This window comes from Pseudomonas sp. OST1909 (assembly GCF_015277575.1).
GTDB lineage: Bacteria > Pseudomonadota > Gammaproteobacteria > Pseudomonadales > Pseudomonadaceae > Aquipseudomonas > Aquipseudomonas synxantha_A.
The window spans coordinates 800779-818941 of sequence record NZ_CP063780.1; the positions used below are offsets into that span (position 1 = coordinate 800779).

Here is an 18163-nt window from a genome sequence, read left to right on the forward strand (position 1 = left end):
CCCTGGAAAATTTCGCCAGTGGTCGTGCAAGGTGCGCGGCGGGGGGCGTAAAGGTCTTTTAAACGCTTGTTGATACCTGAAATTTCCCGTTTCAATACGCGTATGCCAAACTAACCCACATATAGACAAGGTGAAAACTCTCTAATGGCCGATTGGCAGTCCCTCGATCCCGAGGCCGCTCGTGAAGCGGAAAAATATGAAAACCCTATTCCTAGCCGCGAACTGATCCTGGCGCACCTCGCCGATCGTGGTTCGCCTGCTAGCCGCGAGCAGTTGGTCGAAGAATTCGGTCTGACCACCGAAGACCAGCTCGAAGCCCTGCGCCGCCGTCTGCGTGCGATGGAGCGCGATGCTCAATTGATCTACACCCGTCGTGGCACTTACGCGCCGGTAGACAAGCTCGACCTGATCCTGGGCCGCATTGCCGGCCATCGTGACGGTTTCGGCTTCCTGATCCCGGATGACGGCAGTGACGATCTGTTCATGAGCCCGGCGCAAATGCGCCTGGTGTTCGATGGCGACCGCGCCCTGGCGCGGGTTTCCGGCCTGGACCGTCGCGGTCGTCGCGAAGGCGTGATCGTCGAAGTGGTGTCCCGTGCCCACGAGTCCATCGTCGGCCGTTACTTCGAAGAAGGCGGCATCGGCTTTGTCGTGCCGGATAACCCGAAGGTCCAGCAGGAAGTGCTGATCACCCCCGGCCGCAACGGTGCCGCCAAGGTCGGCCAGTTCGTCGAGGTGAAAATCACCCATTGGCCAACGGCGCGCTTCCAGCCCCAGGGCGATATCGTTGAAGTGGTCGGCAACTACATGGCGCCCGGCATGGAAATCGACGTTGCGCTGCGCACCTACGATATTCCTCACGTCTGGCCTGATGCCGTGCTCAAGGAAGCCGCCAAGCTCAAGCCGGAAGTCGAAGAGAAAGACAAAGAAAAACGCATCGACCTGCGTCATCTGCCGTTCGTCACCATTGACGGCGAAGATGCTCGCGACTTCGACGATGCGGTCTACTGCGAAGCCAAGCCTGGCAAGCTGCGCCTGTTCTCCGGCGGCTGGAAGCTGTACGTCGCGATTGCCGACGTGTCCAGCTACGTGAAGATCGGTTCGGCCCTGGATAACGAAGCCCAGGTGCGCGGTAACTCCGTGTACTTCCCTGAGCGCGTGATCCCGATGCTGCCTGAGCAGCTGTCCAACGGCCTGTGCTCCCTGAACCCGAAAGTCGACCGTTTGGCCATGGTGTGCGAGATGACCATCTCCAAAACCGGCGAAATGACCGACTACCAGTTCTACGAAGCGGTGATCCACTCCCAGGCGCGTCTGACCTACAACAAGGTCAGCACCATCCTGGAGACGCCGAAGACCAGCGAAGCCAAGGCCCTGCGTACCGAATACGCTGGCGTGGTCCCGCACCTCAAGCAGTTGTACTCGCTGTACAAGGTGCTGCTGGGCGCCCGTCATACCCGTGGCGCGATCGATTTTGAAACCCAGGAAACCCGGATTGTTTTCGGTTCCGAGCGCAAGATCGCCGCGATCACCCCGACCACCCGTAACGACGCGCACAAGTTGATTGAGGAATGCATGCTGGCGGCCAACGTGGCCACTGCCGAGTTCCTGAAGAAGCACGAAATTCCTGCGTTGTACCGCGTGCACGACGGTCCGCCGCCGGAGCGCCTGGAAAAACTGCGCGCCTTCCTTGGTGAGCTTGGCCTGTCCCTGCATAAAGGCAAGGATGGCCCGACGCCCAAGGATTACCAGGCTCTGCTGGCCAGCATCAAGGACCGTCCGGATTACCACGTGATCCAGACCGTGATGCTGCGATCCCTGAGCCAGGCGGTGTACAGCGCCGATAACCAGGGCCACTTTGGCCTCAACTACGAGGCGTACACCCACTTCACGTCGCCGATCCGTCGTTACCCGGATTTGCTCACGCACCGCGCAATCCGCAGCGTGATCCACTCCAAGCAGAACACCCCGCACGTCAAGCGCGCCGGTGCCATGACTATTCCGAAGGCGCGGATCTATCCGTACGACGAGGCGGCCCTGGAACAGTTGGGCGAGCAGTGCTCCATGAGCGAGCGCCGCGCCGACGAAGCCACCCGCGACGTAGTGAACTGGCTCAAGTGCGAGTTCATGAAGGATCGTGTAGGCGAGTCGTTCCCGGGTGTGATCACCGCCGTGACCGGCTTTGGTCTGTTTGTGGAACTGACCGACATCTACGTCGAGGGCCTGGTGCATGTCACCGCCTTGCCGGGTGACTACTACCACTTCGATCCTGTGCACCACCGTCTGGCGGGCGAGCGCACCGGTCGCAGCTTCCGCTTGGGCGATACCGTCGAAGTGCAGGTCATGCGTGTCGACCTGGACGAACGCAAGATCGACTTCGGTATGCCTGACAAGCCTGCTGAGCCGGCTGGCCGCAAAAAGCGTGGCAGCGAAACTGCAGCGCCGGCTTCCAAAGGCAAGGCCACTGGCGCGAAGACGGCTGCCGAGCCTGCACCTGCCAAGTCGGGGCGTCGCTCTTCCGCCAAGGACAAGGCTCCTGAAGCCTACCGCCCAAGCGATGCTGCGGCGAAAAACGCCGAGCTGCGCAAGAGCCGCGAGTTGAAGCAGCAGCTGCTCAACGAAGCCAAAAGTGGTGGTAAAGCGGCGTCTGGGGGAAAGTCCCAAGGGGCGGAAAAACCGTCGAGCAAGCCAAGTAAACATCGTAAAGGCCCGCCAAAAGCGGGCTCTGCCCCCGCGAAAAGCGGCGGGTCGCGCAAACCTAAGGCCAAGTCATGAGTCTGGAAAAAATCTACGGTGTGCATGCCGTAGAAGCACTGCTGCGTCACCACCCCAAACGCGTCAAGCAGGTTTGGCTGGCAGAAGGTCGCAGCGAGCCGCGCGTACAGGCGCTGGTTGAACTGGCCAGCCAAAACAAGGTTGCCATCGGCCAGGCCGAGCGTCGAGAAATGGACGTGTGGGTTGAAGGTGTTCACCAGGGCGTGGTTGCAGACGTCAGCCCAAGCCAGGTATGGGGCGAAGCCATGCTCGACGAGCTGCTCGACCGTACCGAAGGTGCGCCGCTCCTGCTGGTGCTGGACGGTGTGACCGATCCGCACAACCTCGGCGCGTGCCTGCGTTCGGCAGATGCTGCCGGCGCGCTGGCGGTGATCGTGCCTAAAGACAAGTCGGCAACCCTGACCCCGGTGGTGCGTAAAGTGGCGTGTGGTGCGGCGGAAGTGATTCCGCTGGTGGCCGTGACCAACCTGGCGCGCACCCTGGAGAAACTCCAGCAGCGTGGCCTGTGGGTCGTGGGTACGGCAGGCGAGGCCGAGGTCAGCATTTATGACCAGGACTTGACCGGCCCGACCATCCTGATCATGGGCGCCGAAGGCAAAGGCATGCGTCGTTTGACCCGTGAGCATTGCGATTACCTGGTGCACTTGCCGATGGCCGGTAGCGTCAGCAGCCTGAACGTGTCGGTGGCGACGGGCGTGTGCCTGTTTGAAGCCCAGCGTCAGCGTGGTGCCAAGGTCAAAGCCAAGAAGTAATCCCGAGCCTGGCACAGAACCAAAATGTGGGAGGGGGCTTGCTCCCGATAGCGGTGGGTCAGTTACAGATGATGTGACTGAACTCCCGCAATCGGGAGCAAGCCCCCTCCCACATTGGTTTCTGGTGTCAGTAAGCATTGTTCAAATAATCACCAATTACCTTGCGCCGCTTCTCCCCCTTCTCTACAATTGCGCCCCTTGCCTTCCTGGCAGGCACCGATGTGCCTCCCCTGCGGCAAGATCCATAAGTGTCATTCACTCCTTGTCTGACCGTTTTTGAGCGGCAGGCTACAACCCGTAAGGAGCATTCATGCGTCATTACGAAATCATCTTTTTGGTCCACCCGGATCAAAGCGAGCAAGTCGGCGGCATGGTTGAGCGTTACACCAAGCTGATCGAAGAAGACGGCGGCAAAATCCACCGTCTGGAAGATTGGGGCCGTCGTCAACTGGCCTACGCAATCAACAATGTTCACAAGGCTCACTACGTGATGCTGAACGTTGAGTGCACTGGCAAGGCCCTGGCCGAGCTGGAAGACAACTTCCGCTACAACGATGCAGTGATCCGTAACCTGGTCATCCGTCGCGAAGAAGCCGTTACCGGCCAATCCGAGATGCTCAAGGCTGAAGAAAACCGCAGTGAGCGCCGTGAGCGTCGCGACCGTCCTGAAGAAGGCGCTGATGATAGCGCTGATGACAGTGACAACAGCGATAACGCTGACGAGTAATCCACGGACCTTATTAAGGAGCCTATCAAATGGCACGTTTCTTCCGTCGTCGTAAATTCTGCCGCTTCACCGCTGAAGACGTGAAAGAGATCGATTACAAAGATCTCAACACTCTGAAAGCTTACGTATCCGAGACCGGCAAAATCGTTCCAAGCCGTATCACCGGTACCAAAGCACGTTATCAGCGTCAGCTGGCCACCGCTATCAAGCGCGCCCGCTTCCTGGCCCTGCTGGCCTACACCGACAGCCACGGCCGCTGAGACCGGGCAGTCGACAAGTAGTAAGGGATTGAATGCATGCGCGCCTTAGCTGAGTTCATCATGCGCGGTCGCGTGCAGGCCACTCTGGTAGTGGCTGGCTGTGCGGCATTGCCGTTGCTTTATTGGTTGGGTGCTGCCGCAGGTTGCCTTGTGCTGCTGCGGCGCGGTTTGAAGGACGCTCTTGGCGTTCTTGCCCTGGGTTTGTTGCCGGCCTTGATCTGGTGGTTGCAAATGGGTGATCCACGGGTACTTCTGGTACTGCTGGGGTCATCGAGCCTTGCGTTGGTTTTACGCGCAAGTGAGTCCTGGGTCCGTACGCTGCTGGTCAGCGTGGCATTGGGGTTGGTGTACTCAGTGATGCTTGGCGCGGCTTTCCGCCCGCAAATCGAGGCGCTGTCGCAGGAGATCGTCAAGATCCTGCCACTGGCTCTCGGGGATCTCTACCAGCAATTGTCGGTAGATGAGCGAGCGCGGTTTGCGTCACTGATTGCTCCGGTCCTGACCGGCCTGATTGCGGCACTGTTGCAGGTCGTCAGCGTGCTGAGCCTGATTCTTGGGCGTTATTGGCAGGCGTTGTTGTACAACCCGGGTGGTTTTGGTCGCGAGTTTCGCAGTATCAGAATCCCTGCGGGGCCGGCGATGTTGCTGCTGGCGTGCATGGTTGTCGGGCCGAACTTCGGTCCACAGATGGCCTTGCTGGCGCCGATTTGCAGCGTACCGCTGGTGTTTGCCGGGCTGGCCCTGATTCACGGGCTGGTTGCGCGAAAGCGCCTGGCCAGGTTCTGGCTGGTGGGGTTGTACGTCACGCTGTTGCTGTTCATGCAGCTGATCTATCCGTTACTCGTGGTTCTGGCCATTGTCGACGGCCTGATTGATTTTCGCGGACGTCTGGCGTCGAAAGATGCCGATAGCGCGAACGGTGAAGGTTAAAAGTTAGAGGATTTTCACATGCAACTGATCCTTCTGGAAAAAGTCGCCAACCTGGGCAACCTGGGCGACAAAGTGAACGTTAAGGCCGGCTACGGTCGTAACTACCTGCTGCCATACGGCAAAGCCACCGCTGCAACCGCTGCCAACCTGGCTGCGTTTGAAGAGCGTCGTGCTGAGCTGGAAAAAGCCGCAGCAGACAAAAAAGCTTCGGCCGAAACTCGCGCTGCCCAACTGGCTGAGCTGGAAGTGACTATCACTGCCACCGCCGGTGACGAAGGCAAGCTGTTCGGTTCGATCGGCACCCACGACATCGCTGATGCACTGACCGCCTCCGGCGTTGAAGTGCAGAAGAGCGAAGTTCGTCTGCCGAACGGCACCATCCGCAACGTAGGCGAATTCGACGTAGCCGTGCACCTGCACGCCGAAGTTGAAGCCACCGTACGCGTTGTCGTGGTAGCAGCTTAAGTCGCACCTAACTGACTGGCACCTCGCGTGTCAGCCGGTTAACATCGGGCACGATCCTGTTTACAGGTCGTGCCTTTTGTTTTTCTACACACCCTTAAATTCCAAGTGGCCATGAACGAAATCTCCGCTCCTGAGCAATACGATCTGCAAACCGCTGCCCTGAAGGTGCCGCCGCATTCCATCGAGGCCGAACAGGCCGTGCTCGGTGGCTTGATGCTGGACAACAACGCCTGGGAACGCGTGCTGGATCAAGTCTCGGACGGTGACTTCTATCGCCATGACCACCGCCTGATCTTCCGCGCCATCGCCAAGCTGGCCGACCAGAACTCACCGATCGACGTGGTGACGCTGGCCGAACAACTGGACAAGGAAGGCCAGACCTCCCAGGTCGGCGGCCTGGGCTATCTCGGTGAGCTGGCGAAAAACACGCCGTCCGTCGCCAACATCAAGGCCTATGCGCAGATCGTCCGCGAGCGCGCCACCCTGCGCCAGTTGATCGGCATCAGCACCGAAATCGCCGACAGCGCCTTCAACCCGGAAGGCCGTACCGCCGCCGAGATCCTTGATGAAGCCGAACGCCAGATCTTCCAGATCGCCGAAGCACGGCCCAAAACCGGCGGCCCGGTCAGCGTCAACGACCTGCTGACCAAGGCTATCGACCGTATCGATACCTTGTTCAACACCGACGCGGCCATTACCGGTATTTCCACCGGCTACACCGACCTCGACGAAAAGACCAGCGGCCTGCAACCGTCCGACCTGATCATCGTCGCCGGCCGTCCGTCCATGGGTAAGACCACCTTTGCGATGAACCTGGTGGAAAACGCCGTACTGCGCAGCGACAAGGCGGTATTGGTGTACTCCCTCGAAATGCCAGGCGAATCGCTGATCATGCGTATGCTTTCGTCCCTGGGTCGTATCGACCAGACCAAAGTGCGCTCCGGCCAGTTGGAAGACGACGATTGGCCGCGCCTGACCTCGGCGGTCAACCTGCTCAATGACCGCAAGCTGTTCATCGACGACACGGCCGGTATCAGCCCGTCCGAGATGCGTGCGCGTACCCGCCGACTGGTGCGCGAGCACGGTGATATCGCGCTGATCATGATCGACTACCTGCAACTGATGCAGATCCCGGGTTCCAGCGGCGACAACCGTACCAACGAGATTTCCGAAATCTCCCGGTCCCTCAAAGCCCTGGCCAAGGAATTCAACTGCCCGGTGGTGGCGCTGTCCCAGCTCAACCGCTCCCTGGAGCAACGCCCCAACAAGCGCCCGGTGAACTCCGACTTGCGTGAATCCGGAGCAATCGAGCAGGACGCCGACGTGATCATGTTCGTGTACCGCGACGAGGTGTACCACCCCGAAACGGAACACAAGGGCATCGCCGAGATCATCATCGGCAAGCAGCGTAACGGCCCGATCGGCTTTATCCGCCTGGCGTTCATCGGTAAGTACACACGCTTCGAGAACCTGGCACCGGGCAGTTACAACTTCGACGACGATGAGTAAACACTCACATTTCGCGGGTTGATTCGCGGTCTTTTGTGACCGCCGCCGTCGTGATCAGGTTGGGTTCTGCGTTGAGCATCATGCCAGCGGCCAGCAAGCGCTGCTCATAGCGTTGTATTTGCACGCGAGTGACGCTGGACAGCGGGTTGTGTGACACCTCAGTGATGCTGTTGACTTGGACGGAGTGCGCCAGCCAATTAGCCGTTGGCTCAACCACGTAGTCCGGAATTTCGGTTATTTGGTTGTGGTTCAGCTTGATCCTCTCCAGGCCAGGCTGGGTAAACAGGCCGGTCGGCCAGGTGTCGATACCTGTATTCGACAGATTGACGTCGCACATTTCGGTCATCAGGCTGAAATCGGGGGGTGTCTCCAATCCCGGGTTGTTATGCAGCCACAATGCCTTGAGTGTGGTTCGCCCGGAAAGCACTTGCGCAGCCTCGACAGTCAGTTTCAGCTGGTTATTCTGTAGGAATAGACGCGTCAGGCCATTCATTTCAGCCACGCCCTCGGGCAGCTCCGTTAGATGGTTTCTCGCCAGATTCAGCCAGCGTATATTACGAAATTGACCCAGGAAGCCCTTTGGGAGAGCCTTCAGGTTCATCTTGCTCAAATTAAGCGACCCGACATGTTTGAAGTCGGCGTTGATGGGTGGCAGGTTGGGCAGTTTCAGTCCGCTCAGATTCAGCTCCTGGCCAATCGGAGTGCCATTGGCGGCAAATTGTTGGGGGGCGTTTAACTGCCAGCAACTGAGGATTCGCTCCCTGGCCTTTTCCAAGTCCGCGCGCAGGCGGTCACCTTGTTGTGTGGAAGACGAGGCGTCCTGCACATCGCCACCTTCTACGCGTACCCAATAATCGAGTTGCGCTGTTAATCGTTCAAATTGTCTGCCTAGTGTGCCGGATGAAACGCCTTGCCCCATGCGCCAGAGCCGCTCCCTGCACTCCTTGATGCGCATGGTCGGATGCTGTTGACGGTAGCGCTGTGCCGGAGAGTTCTTTACGTCGAAAACTTTAGGATCAGCGGGGTCCGCCAGTTCCGGATGAGTGTCGTACAGGCGTTGCCAATATTCATCGAACTTTTTCCAATATTGGGCGGGGAACCGGTTGCCCTCCAGCCGCGTGCCGGCATTGATCCGCGCCACTGTTTGCAGGTTTTCGGCGGCAGGATTGAGGTTGGCCTGCGGCACTTCACGCAAGTTGTTGAAGCGCAAGTCCAAGTGAGCCAAAGACGGCAGGTTCAGTAACCCGGTGGGCCACTGACTTATCCCGGTGTTAGATAAGACCACAGTGTTCAAGCTGGTCATGGTGCTGAAGTCAGGTGTTATCTGCAGTGGGTTTTCCGAAAGATCGAGAACTCCTAGTTGGTCCAGCTTACTCAGGATCGAAGCACTCGTTTCATCCAGCTTCATGTTGTTTCGGCACAGGCTCAGGTTAACCAGTTTTTTCATCTGGCCAATGCTGGCAGGCAACGTCTCAATGTTGGAGTAGGCAATGCTCAGCACGGTCAGGTTGGGGAAGTTTGCCAGGAACGTATCTGCACCGGCCGACGAGGTTACCGAGTCGATACTGAGTATTTTGACGTGGCTGAAATCGGCGGTCAGTGCCGGAAGGGGGGCCCTCAAGGAAGGCAGGCGTAATGAGTCCGCTGACTTGACCCAGCACTCCCTGATTAATTTGGAGGCGTAGGCCGAGTCCGGTTTTTGGGTGCCCGGAGGGCGAGGGGCGTTGGGGTCATGCTCGGCGATATAGCGTACCAGTTGCTTGTCCAACTGATCGAAGGCCTGGATACGCGCCATTTCTGTTTCTGTGTTGTCACCCAGGCCAATCAGATACTCCTTGGCGGCCTGGGCGTTTTTCTCGGGATACATCCGCTGTACTACCTGGATCTCATGCGCGTCCGCCTCGATCCTGAAGGCACCGGTTTGAGCCGGTGTGCTCAGTTCGGGGTGATTGGTAGCCAAGCGTTGCCAATACGCTTCAAGGGTCTTCCAGTAGCCAGCGGGGAATGGGTTGCCCTCAAGAAGCGTAACGCCGTTGACGTGGACCATGGCGTTGAGTTGTTCAGGCGCCGGGTTCAGGTTGGCCTCAGGCACGTGGCGCAATTGGTTGTTGCGCAGATCGACAAGTTTTAGCGCGCTCGCGTTGTGCAGGCCGGTTGGCCACTGATCTATTTGAGTATCGCTCAAGTCCAAGGTTTTAAGCCCCGGCATCTGACTGAAGTCCAGGGCTGCCCCCAGCGGGTTTCCCGACAGGTCAACTTGTTTGAGCGTTGTGAGGGCGCTGATTTTTTGAGCGCTTTGTGTGTCCAGGCGGATGTGATTAGACCTCAGGTTCAAAGTGGTCAGTTTAGTCATGTCACCAATCGCGGGGGGCAGCGCGGCGAGTTTGGAGCGGGTGATGTCCAGGCGTTCAAGGGCCGTGAAATTGCTCAGGAATACATCGGCGTTCTCTGACCAGGCAACGGACTCCATGAAAAGCTCGCGCACATGGCTGAAATCTGCTTTTAAGGCGGGCAGCGATGCGAGGTTCGCGGGTAACTTCAGTTGTGCGCCTGTCTCCCGACGCCAGCACTGTTTGACCTCATCGGTAGCGAGCTTGGCCCAGCCTGCAGATTCGGATGCGTTCGCATGCCGCCATGCCTTCAACTCCGTGCTGAGGGTTCTGTACTCGGCTTCCCGTCGCGCCAGCCCGCCAGCAATGTCGCTGCCCAGAGACTGGATAAAGGCGTTGATCTGTCCCTGGTCAAAAGACGGGAACAGTGTGTGCACCCTCCGCTGCGGGCTGCGCAGTTGATTCAAGAGTGCGCTGGCACGGTCGGCCAATTGCCGAAAGAACGACCAGTCATGTCCCTCGCCGCGTACACCCCCCGGTGCGCCGACGATGGCGCTGACCCACACATTGGCGGCATTGCGCCGGATGGCATGGCTTTCGCCGAAGCGGCTGCCGTTGTAGATGTTATCTGCGTCCATCGCCACCGGATCGCCCGGTTTTACGATGCGCCAGACTTTGCCTGTCGCCGAGGAGGCGTCGCGGTCGAGCATGACCTGATAGGGGCCGTCGTCGATGTTCGCGTATTGACGCCCGCCCAGGGCATGAACGCCGTCTGCGTCGGCATTGTCTGGCACCTGCTTGTGGGGTATCCGGAAAGCACTGATGCTTTGGTTCGACAGCGGCGCCTCCCGCGAAGGTGTGAGAAATTCCGGCAGGTGCGCCTGCTGTACGCGCGCCTGTTCAAGCACGTCCTGAGCCAGCACGGCGATGTCGTGGGGTTCAAGGCCCAGCTCATTGCGTTGGGTTTCGGTGAGGGCGTGCAAGGTGGCGCCGAGTAGGCTGTTCTCCCCGGCGACTGCCGTTTTCAGGTCGCCACTGTCCTGTAGGTAACCGGCATATTCAGTGCCGGACTTGACCAACATGACGAAGCTGTCTGCGTCTTCGCTCCCATAGGTGTCCAGCAGTGAACCTCGCTGGGTGATCCGCCCGGTCTGATCGGTGGAGCCTTGATAAACCTGCACTCCGACGTCGCTCGGCCAGCCCGGCAAGAGCGTCAGCAGGTTGCAGAACAGGGCTTGGCTTTGCGCGTTGAGACCGAGGCCGCTCGGGTCCGACAGTGCGTTGAGCGCCTCAATGATGGTGCTTTGTTGAATACTTTTGTGAATGGCTTCGCGCACCGGAGCCTCCAGGCGCGAATACAGGCCGATGTCACGCAACGAGGGATGATGCTGTAGCAAGTCCGCGGCCATTGCCCGTGAAAGGTCCGGAAAGCGACGCCGCAACAGGCCGATTGCGAGTTCACCACCGGGCGTCTGCTCGAACTGCGCCGTGGGTGCAAACCGAGTGGCTGGATGTTTTGCATTCAGGTGGTCGCGCAGTCGGCCATCGCGTAACGCCTCATACACTGCTGCTTGATGTGTCTGAAGGTGTGCTGCGAGTTTTTTCCTCAGCCCAAGCAGTCGGCTCGCCAGGGGTTGCTCTTCACTGCCGTGACCTGTCTTACCCAATGTGCTATCCGGGACGAGCCGTTCATGTTCCTGCAGGACCTGTTGCATGAGTGAGGCAATCGACGAGCCAAATGCCAGGGCCAGGTAGCGATCGCGCCCGTCCTTGCGTAGCTCGATTGTGGCCAAGGGCTGTGTGTTGGCCCCGAGCACGGGTGCGTGGCTGGACAGCAAGGTCTTGCCGTCAGGGGTGTACAGCTTGATCGTGCAGGTGCCCAGATCGGCCAGTAGTGCAGGCATGACCTGATCGGCGATGGGCGGCAGCGGACCATCGTTCTGCCCGAGCGCCGTTTGCAACTGGGTGAGCCCATCGCGCAGTTGCTGATTCTCGATAGCCTGCGTCAATGCGACAGGGGTGGGCCGGCGATCGAACCAGATATCCAGCAGCTCCTGGCGATCGACGGCCGCGACATCCAGGGCGCGCTTGCAAGCTGTCGGGCTCAGCGGCAACTCGCTGGGCGAGATCATGTGCTGCAGCAGTTGGGCTTCGTTCAGCGCACGGGTATCGATGGGGTCGAGTGTCCAGCGGTCATGTTTGGCTGAGTAAGTGACATAGGGGTGAATGCTTGAAGAGCCCGGCATGTCCAGTTGATAGCGCCCGGAGCTTTTTTCGAGAGTGACCTGGGCGAATTTGGTTTGGTTGTCGACCTGCAGTTTGATGTAGCTTCGGTTGTCCTTTTCAAACAGCCCTTGAGGGTTTTGTTCAAGCCCTGTCAGGTAGTTCGGGTCGATTTTTGTGTAGTCGTTGATGAACCACAACCCTGGCTTGCCGTCTTTGGCAGTAGCGTAGTTGGGGTTGCCCAGCGCGTTCATCAACTGGCGGGTGCGGCGTGCAGATAACTTTGCCGCTGCACCCTGCAAGCGCAGCCCCACCAGCAGGTCAAGAATGTCACCGACGGCTTGCACCAGCTCGGCCTGCTGGCCTCGGCGCAGCGCCGCAATGGCAGACCAGGTCTGATAGACGAGGGTGCCCAGCATTGCGACCAACATGATTTTGCCCAAACCTGTCACGCCACCGGGAAGGGGGATCAGCAGCATCGACAAGGTTTCGCTGACCAGATAGGTGGCCAACGCAATGGCGGCCTCCTGGTCCGCCAATTTATTGGTGCGGGCCAGTCGGATAAGGTCCGATTGTATCGGCCACGCCTGGTGGATCGGCAAGGTGTGGGCGAGGCAGCGGATGTCCGTGCCGATTTTTTCCACCGCCAGTTTTTGCCTGTTTGGGGTCTTGCTGGCGAACAGGTCATACAGGATTCTGGCATGCCAGGCGAGCTCGTCCCGGTTGACCTTCAGCGGTTTGATAAAGGCTCGCAGCTTTTCCTGATTGTTCAGGGAGATGGCCTTCATGAACCAGCTGAAGTGTGCCAGCCCCACGTCGTTGCGGATCTGGTCCTGCAGCGAGTCCACGGCTTCTTGCCTGGAGGCATGTCGGCGTAACGCGCCATTGGGGCGGTCCGGGAAGTAGCTGTAGACGCAAGAGCCGTCGGGCGTGTCAAAGCGACGAGTAAAGAACGGCAGGGCAATCTTTTCGCCGCCGGCGTCCAGTTGGTAGAGGTCCCAATACACGCTGGTGTCGAACAGCCAGTCTTTAAGTTCATTGAATTCCCATTCGCTGATACTCCAAGACTCATTGGTACGATAGGCGTCCCTCAATGCGACCAGCAGCTTGGTGCTTTGCAGGCCGAATAGCGGATTGGACAGACGCTTCTTGAACTCTTTTTCGATGTAGTCGCTGATGCGCGTGCCGATGTCCACGCTCCTTGCGACGGCCACGAAGGCTTTGACGCTGATGACGTTGCCGCTGATAGAGCTGGCGCGTTGTTCTTCGGTGGAGAAATACGCAGTAAACCCGAAGTTGCGATACGCGGCCTCCAGCAAGGTGATCGAGCGTTCGTACTCACGTACGCCCAGGTCCTCTTTGTAGATACGCACGTTGTTGCCCAGGCGATCGTTGGCGGGGAGGTCATCCTGGGAGACCGGCAACTGCCGGATCCGCGTCTTCAGGTAGGTGGTGCGCGAATTGATGGCCGTGCCGGTTTTGCTCTTCAGCTCTCGCTCCAGAGCGTCGACCATTTGCTGGCTCAAGTCGTTGTAAAGATCTGTGAGGGCGTTGCCGAGGGTTTGCTCGCGCTCCACCAGATCCTTGCTCAGGCGCAGGTATTCTTTTTGCTCGTCCACGCCCATTTTGCCCATGAAGGCATTTACGTTTTCCTGTATCAGTTGAAAGATCTGTTGTTCGGCCCAGCTTTCGTTGGTGAGTAATGCAGGTTGCTCTGCGTCAAAGGTGACTGAGTTGGTCATGGTGTGTGCTCGGGAAGAGAGCGCTTGGCACAGCAGCGTGGCAGGCGCTCTGTTGAAAAGATTGAGCGACCTTAGGGCGGGCAGTACCAGAAGAAGAGGTGCATAAAGCTGTGCGCTGAAAACGCCTGCGTAGTGCACCCCCAGTGACGACGCGTGATCAGCGCGCCTATGTGGGCCTCGCCCCCAGCAAAACCGGGCTATAAGCGCCGTCGGGCGCGGCGTGGCTAAAAGCCGACCATTGCCGTCGGAATTGGTCAAAATTTGTGCTATATTCCGCGCCCGCGATTTTTCATCTCAACACCGGTCACCGTCATGCAAACAGCCAAGCCGTTATTTGACTATCCCAAGTACTGGGCCGAATGTTTCGGTCCTGCGCCATTCCTGCCGATGAGCAGGGAGGAGATGGATCAGCTTGGCTGGGATTCCTGCGACATCATCATCGTCACCGGAGATGCGTATGTGGATCACCCATCGTTCGGCATGGCGATCATCGGCCGGCTGCTGGAGTCCCAGGGCTTTCGCGTCGGGATCATTGCCCAGCCGAACTGGCAGTCCAAAGACGACTTCATGAAGCTCGGCGAACCGAACCTGTTCTTCGGCGTCGCGGCCGGCAACATGGACTCGATGATCAACCGCTACACCGCCGACAAGAAAATCCGCTCCGACGACGCCTACACCCCAGGCGGCATGGCCGGCAAACGCCCGGACCGCGCCAGCCTGGTGTACAGCCAGCGCTGCAAGGAAGCCTACAAGAACGTGCCGATCGTGCTTGGCGGCATCGAAGCCTCCCTGCGCCGTATCGCCCACTACGACTACTGGCAGGACCGGGTGCGCAACTCGATCCTGATCGACGCCACCGCCGATATCCTGCTGTACGGCAACGCCGAGCGCGCCATTGTCGAAGTCGCCCAGCGCCTGTCGTGGGGCCACAAGATCGAAGACATCACCGACGTGCGCGGCACCGCGTTCATTCGCCGTGACACACCCGCGGGCTGGTACGAAGTGGACTCCACGCGTATCGACCGTCCGGGCAAGGTCGACAAGATCATCAACCCGTACGTCAACACCCAGGACACCCAGGCCTGCGCCATCGAGCAAGAGAAAGGGCCGGTGGATGACCCGGAAGAAGCCAAGGTCGTGCAGATCCTGGCCAGCCCGCGCATGACCCGCGACAAGACTGTGATCCGCCTGCCGTCGGTGGAAAAAGTCCGCGGTGACGCGGTGCTCTACGCCCACGCCAACCGCGTGCTGCACCTGGAAACCAACCCGGGCAACGCCCGCGCCCTGGTGCAGAAACATGGTGACGTGGACGTTTGGTTCAACCCGCCGCCCATCCCCATGACCACCGAAGAAATGGACTACGTGTTCGGTATGCCTTATGCCCGCGTACCGCACCCTGCGTATGGCAACGAGAAAATCCCGGCCTACGACATGATCCGCTTCTCGGTAAACATCATGCGTGGCTGCTTCGGCGGCTGCACCTTCTGCTCGATCACCGAGCACGAAGGCCGCATCATCCAGAACCGTTCCGAAGAGTCGATCATTCGCGAAATCGAAGAGATCCGCGACAAGGTGCCGGGCTTTACCGGGGTGATCTCCGACCTCGGCGGGCCGACCGCGAACATGTACCGCATTGCCTGCAAGAGCCCGGAAATCGAATCCGCGTGCCGCAAGCCGTCGTGCGTGTTCCCTGGCATCTGCCCGAACCTGAATACCGACCACTCGTCGCTGATCCAGCTGTACCGCAGCGCCCGTGCATTGCCGGGGGTGAAGAAGATTTTGATTGCTTCCGGCCTGCGCTACGACCTGGCCGTCGAGTCGCCTGAGTACGTGAAAGAGCTGGTGACCCATCACGTGGGTGGCTACCTGAAGATCGCCCCGGAACACACCGAGGAAGGCCCGCTCAACCAAATGATGAAACCGGGCATCGGCAGCTATGACAAGTTCAAGCGCATGTTCGAGAAGTACACCAAGGAAGCGGGCAAGGAGCAGTACCTGATCCCGTACTTCATCGCCGCCCACCCGGGCACCACCGATGAAGACATGATGAACCTGGCCCTGTGGCTCAAGGGCAACGGCTTCCGTGCCGATCAGGTGCAGGCGTTCTACCCGTCGCCGATGGCCACCGCCACCGCGATGTACCACTCGGGCAAGAACCCGCTGCGCAAGGTCACCTACAAGAGCGACGCGGTGACCATCGTCAAGAGCGAAGAACAGCGCCGTCTGCACAAGGCGTTCCTGCGCTATCACGACCCCAAAGGCTGGCCAATGTTGCGTGAAGCACTGACGCGCATGGGCCGCGCCGACCTGATCGGACCGGGTAAAGACCAGTTGATCCCGCTGCACCAGCCGGCCACCGACAGCTACCAGAGCGCCCGTCGCAAGAACTCGACGCCGGCCGGCAGCCACAAGGTCGCCAAGGAAACCACCACCAGGATCCTCACCCAGCACACCGGCCTGCCGCCCCGTGGCAGCGACGGCAGCAACCCGTGGGACAAGCGTGAGCAAGCCAAGGCGGCTGCTCAGGCGCGTAACAAGCAGGCCGCCAAAGAGCGTGCCGATGCGGCCAAGGGCAAGGGCGGCAAGCCTGCGCGCAAGCCGGTAGTGCCGCGTTGATCATCGCTTGAATATGCAGAACGCCAGCCTCGTGCTGGCGTTTTGCTTTCTGGTCGAGGGGGAGCCTGTTTGGTAAGGTGGCGTCCATTAGATTGCTATCGCAGGCAAGCCAGCTCCCACACTTGGAATGCATTCCCCAGTGGGAGCTTGCCTGCTATGAGGCCGGTCTGGGCACTATCAATTTCAAGGAAGAACACTTATGGGCAACCCCTTGCTCAACATTGGCATGGACTCCAACCGCTCCCAGTTCATGGCGCGCCAGCGCATTGAGAGCCAGATCAACCTGCCGCGCCTGTTTGCGGCCATCGACGCCGATCCAGGTATCGTTGGCGCAGGCGTCGTATACATCGACGCCGACTTCAACGTCATTACCCTGCGCGAATTCAAGCCCATCTGCAGCATCAAGCCCAAGCGCATCATTTTGCGTGAAGCGCAGAAGTACATTGCGCCAACGCAGTTTGCTCAACATGTCGTGAGCAATCCTCGAGAATCGCGACTGATTGGCGAAGCCGTGAATACCGGAGTCTCCTGCTTTGGGGCTGTCATCAGTTGGGCTGCGATCGCCAGTGGAACAATTCTGGTGCCTTTCAGTGCCGGCGCCAGTTCCGTCATCGTTGTGGTGGGGTATGCGGCTGCCGGCGCAAGTTCGCTTCAGTGTTTCAACGGCATTGCCCGGACAGCGCTGGAGGTCGCCAAGCCTGAGGTAAAGGATTGGCTCGACAGTGAGGGCTGGTACCAGAATGCTTCCATTGTGCTGGACGCAGTATCCCTGGCAGGCGTGGGCGCCTCGGCCCTGACGACGGTCAAGCTGGTTAGGGCCGCCACTGCATCGACGGGCAAGAGCCTGCGTGAAGTGCTTCGCGGTTTGAATCGCCAGGAAAGAGCCAAGCTGACGAAAGAGCTACTCAGCATCAACCATCCCAGCTTGACTGCGAAGATGCTCAAATTGAAGCAGGCGTCGGGTGAGCTCACCAAGCGTTTCACCCCTACGCAGCTCAAGCACAGCACCACTACCCAGATCAAAGACGTCCTGGGCGCAAGCATAGGGTTTGGCGGGAGTGCGTACTCCGGAAACGTCAATACCATAGCGATAGGGTTGTACGAGGAAATAAACGAATGAACGAGTTAATGACGCTACGCGACTTTTTCAGGCAATACTTTCTGACGTTTATGGGCGGCGTATTTGCTGCGTGTTTTTCTTTGGCATTGGCTGTGGCGCTGACGTTCGTCACCTATTTTCGTGATGTGCCGCTGGCTCAAGTGGGGCTCAAGATCATGTTGGTCGGGGCGCTGCTCATTCTGTTGACGGTCCATAGCAACTTTATGATGTTGCGGGGCCGACCCTCCTGGGTGTGGGTAATGGTCGGTATCTACGTCGCCTGTCTACTGTTTGTCGTTCCGATGGTTCAATTCCGGCCTCACAAAGTTCTTTATGGGTTGGCGCTGTTATTCCCATTGCTCGGATTATTGACACTCAATAGCAAGGTTCAACGAGAGATGCGCACGAAACTCGTGGAAATCCGTCGCATTCGGCAGTCTGTCAAATCAACCGTCAGATCGAGTAGTCGCATGTGAAGGAGCCGCCTTCGATAAACAGATTCCTGGCGCGTCATTTCCCCGTATTCATGGGGACGATTTTCATGGCGATCTTCTCCGGCTCAGCTGTGGTTTCCATGGCTGGCGTGACCTGTTTGCGCGGTGTTGATTGTACTCTTTCCGCTGTTGGGGTTACTGCTGCTCAACAGCAAACGCCACCGCGAAATGCGCAAAAAACTGTCCGAGATACGCCATCTGCGCCAAGCCGCAATCGCAAAGCGCAAAGCCCGTTGATTGA

General features: G+C 58.9%; 12 protein-coding genes and 1 pseudogene. 12 read left to right on the forward strand and 1 reads right to left on the reverse strand.

Annotated elements, in window-relative coordinates; all coding sequences use genetic code 11:
• Positions 1 to 144 precede the first annotated feature (144 nt).
• From rnr to dnaB, 7 genes are all read left to right on the forward strand, one after another.
• Positions 145 to 2775, forward strand: coding sequence for a ribonuclease R (gene rnr, locus IH404_RS03505; RefSeq protein WP_194439955.1), 2631 nt, complete (start codon positions 145 to 147; stop codon positions 2773 to 2775).
• Positions 2772 to 3527 (forward strand): 23S rRNA (guanosine(2251)-2'-O)-methyltransferase RlmB, encoded by a 756-nt coding sequence (gene rlmB / locus IH404_RS03510; RefSeq protein ID WP_153838740.1) that lies wholly within the window; start codon positions 2772 to 2774, stop codon positions 3525 to 3527. Before rnr ends, rlmB begins: the two co-directional genes overlap by 4 nt.
• 310 nt (positions 3528 to 3837) lie before the next feature.
• On the forward strand, positions 3838 to 4254 hold the full coding sequence (gene rpsF, locus IH404_RS03515) for a 30S ribosomal protein S6 (RefSeq protein ID WP_005784250.1): 417 nt from the start codon (positions 3838 to 3840) through the stop codon (positions 4252 to 4254).
• 29 nt (positions 4255 to 4283) lie between these two features.
• Complete coding sequence (gene rpsR, locus IH404_RS03520) at positions 4284 to 4514, forward strand: 30S ribosomal protein S18 (protein ID WP_002551829.1); 231 nt, start codon at positions 4284 to 4286, stop codon at positions 4512 to 4514.
• A 36-nt stretch (positions 4515 to 4550) separates the two neighbouring features.
• Positions 4551 to 5444: a hypothetical protein gene (locus tag IH404_RS03525; RefSeq protein ID WP_005784252.1), complete on the forward strand. Its 894-nt coding sequence runs from the start codon at positions 4551 to 4553 to the stop codon at positions 5442 to 5444.
• Positions 5445 to 5462: 18 nt separating this feature from the next.
• Positions 5463 to 5909, forward strand: coding sequence for a 50S ribosomal protein L9 (gene rplI / locus IH404_RS03530; protein ID WP_003171376.1), 447 nt, complete (start codon positions 5463 to 5465; stop codon positions 5907 to 5909).
• A gap of 111 nt (positions 5910 to 6020) precedes the next feature.
• Entirely contained in the window at positions 6021 to 7418 is a 1398-nt protein-coding gene (gene dnaB / locus IH404_RS03535; RefSeq protein ID WP_003188079.1) for a replicative DNA helicase, read from the forward strand.
• Positions 7419 to 7422: 4 nt separating this feature from the next.
• Here dnaB and IH404_RS03540 read toward each other — a convergent pair whose 3' ends face one another.
• Positions 7423 to 13167 (reverse strand): leucine-rich repeat domain-containing protein, encoded by a 5745-nt coding sequence (locus IH404_RS03540; RefSeq protein ID WP_207301755.1) that lies wholly within the window; start codon positions 13165 to 13167, stop codon positions 7423 to 7425.
• A 63-nt stretch (positions 13168 to 13230) separates the two neighbouring features.
• Here IH404_RS03540 and IH404_RS27735 point away from each other — a divergent pair, with 63 nt between their 5' ends.
• From IH404_RS27735 to IH404_RS27745, 5 genes and pseudogenes are all read left to right on the forward strand, one after another.
• The gene (locus IH404_RS27735; RefSeq protein ID WP_157264109.1) at positions 13231 to 13674 is read left to right on the forward strand and encodes a hypothetical protein; all 444 of its coding nucleotides are present in this window, start codon (positions 13231 to 13233) and stop codon (positions 13672 to 13674) included.
• A 351-nt stretch (positions 13675 to 14025) separates the two neighbouring features.
• Positions 14026 to 16329 (forward strand): YgiQ family radical SAM protein, encoded by a 2304-nt coding sequence (locus IH404_RS03545; RefSeq protein ID WP_005784258.1) that lies wholly within the window; start codon positions 14026 to 14028, stop codon positions 16327 to 16329.
• Between the two features lie 199 nt (positions 16330 to 16528).
• Positions 16529 to 17449: a hypothetical protein gene (locus IH404_RS03550; protein ID WP_005784259.1), complete on the forward strand. Its 921-nt coding sequence runs from the start codon at positions 16529 to 16531 to the stop codon at positions 17447 to 17449.
• Entirely contained in the window at positions 17446 to 17904 is a 459-nt protein-coding gene (locus tag IH404_RS03555) for a hypothetical protein (RefSeq protein ID WP_005784261.1), read from the forward strand. The genes IH404_RS03550 and IH404_RS03555 overlap by 4 nt, the downstream gene beginning before the upstream one ends.
• A gap of 50 nt (positions 17905 to 17954) precedes the next feature.
• A pseudogene (locus IH404_RS27745) lies at positions 17955 to 18159 on the forward strand (hypothetical protein).
• Positions 18160 to 18163: the final 4 nt, after the last annotated feature.

Excerpts from the sequence above, each read along its gene's own strand:
- IH404_RS03555 (WP_005784261.1), top strand. The coding sequence starts at position 17,446 with ATGAACGAGTTAATGACGCTACGCGACTTTTTCAGGCAATACTTTCTG.
- rlmB (WP_153838740.1), top strand. The coding sequence starts at position 2,772 with ATGAGTCTGGAAAAAATCTACGGTGTGCATGCCGTAGAAGCACTGCTG.
- rplI (WP_003171376.1), top strand. The coding sequence starts at position 5,463 with ATGCAACTGATCCTTCTGGAAAAAGTCGCCAACCTGGGCAACCTGGGC.
- IH404_RS03525 (WP_005784252.1), top strand. The coding sequence starts at position 4,551 with ATGCGCGCCTTAGCTGAGTTCATCATGCGCGGTCGCGTGCAGGCCACT.
- IH404_RS03550 (WP_005784259.1), top strand. The coding sequence starts at position 16,529 with ATGGGCAACCCCTTGCTCAACATTGGCATGGACTCCAACCGCTCCCAG.
- rpsF (WP_005784250.1), top strand. The coding sequence starts at position 3,838 with ATGCGTCATTACGAAATCATCTTTTTGGTCCACCCGGATCAAAGCGAG.
- rpsR (WP_002551829.1), top strand. The coding sequence starts at position 4,284 with ATGGCACGTTTCTTCCGTCGTCGTAAATTCTGCCGCTTCACCGCTGAA.
- rnr (WP_194439955.1), top strand. The coding sequence starts at position 145 with ATGGCCGATTGGCAGTCCCTCGATCCCGAGGCCGCTCGTGAAGCGGAA.
- dnaB (WP_003188079.1), top strand. The coding sequence starts at position 6,021 with ATGAACGAAATCTCCGCTCCTGAGCAATACGATCTGCAAACCGCTGCC.
- IH404_RS03545 (WP_005784258.1), top strand. The coding sequence starts at position 14,026 with ATGCAAACAGCCAAGCCGTTATTTGACTATCCCAAGTACTGGGCCGAA.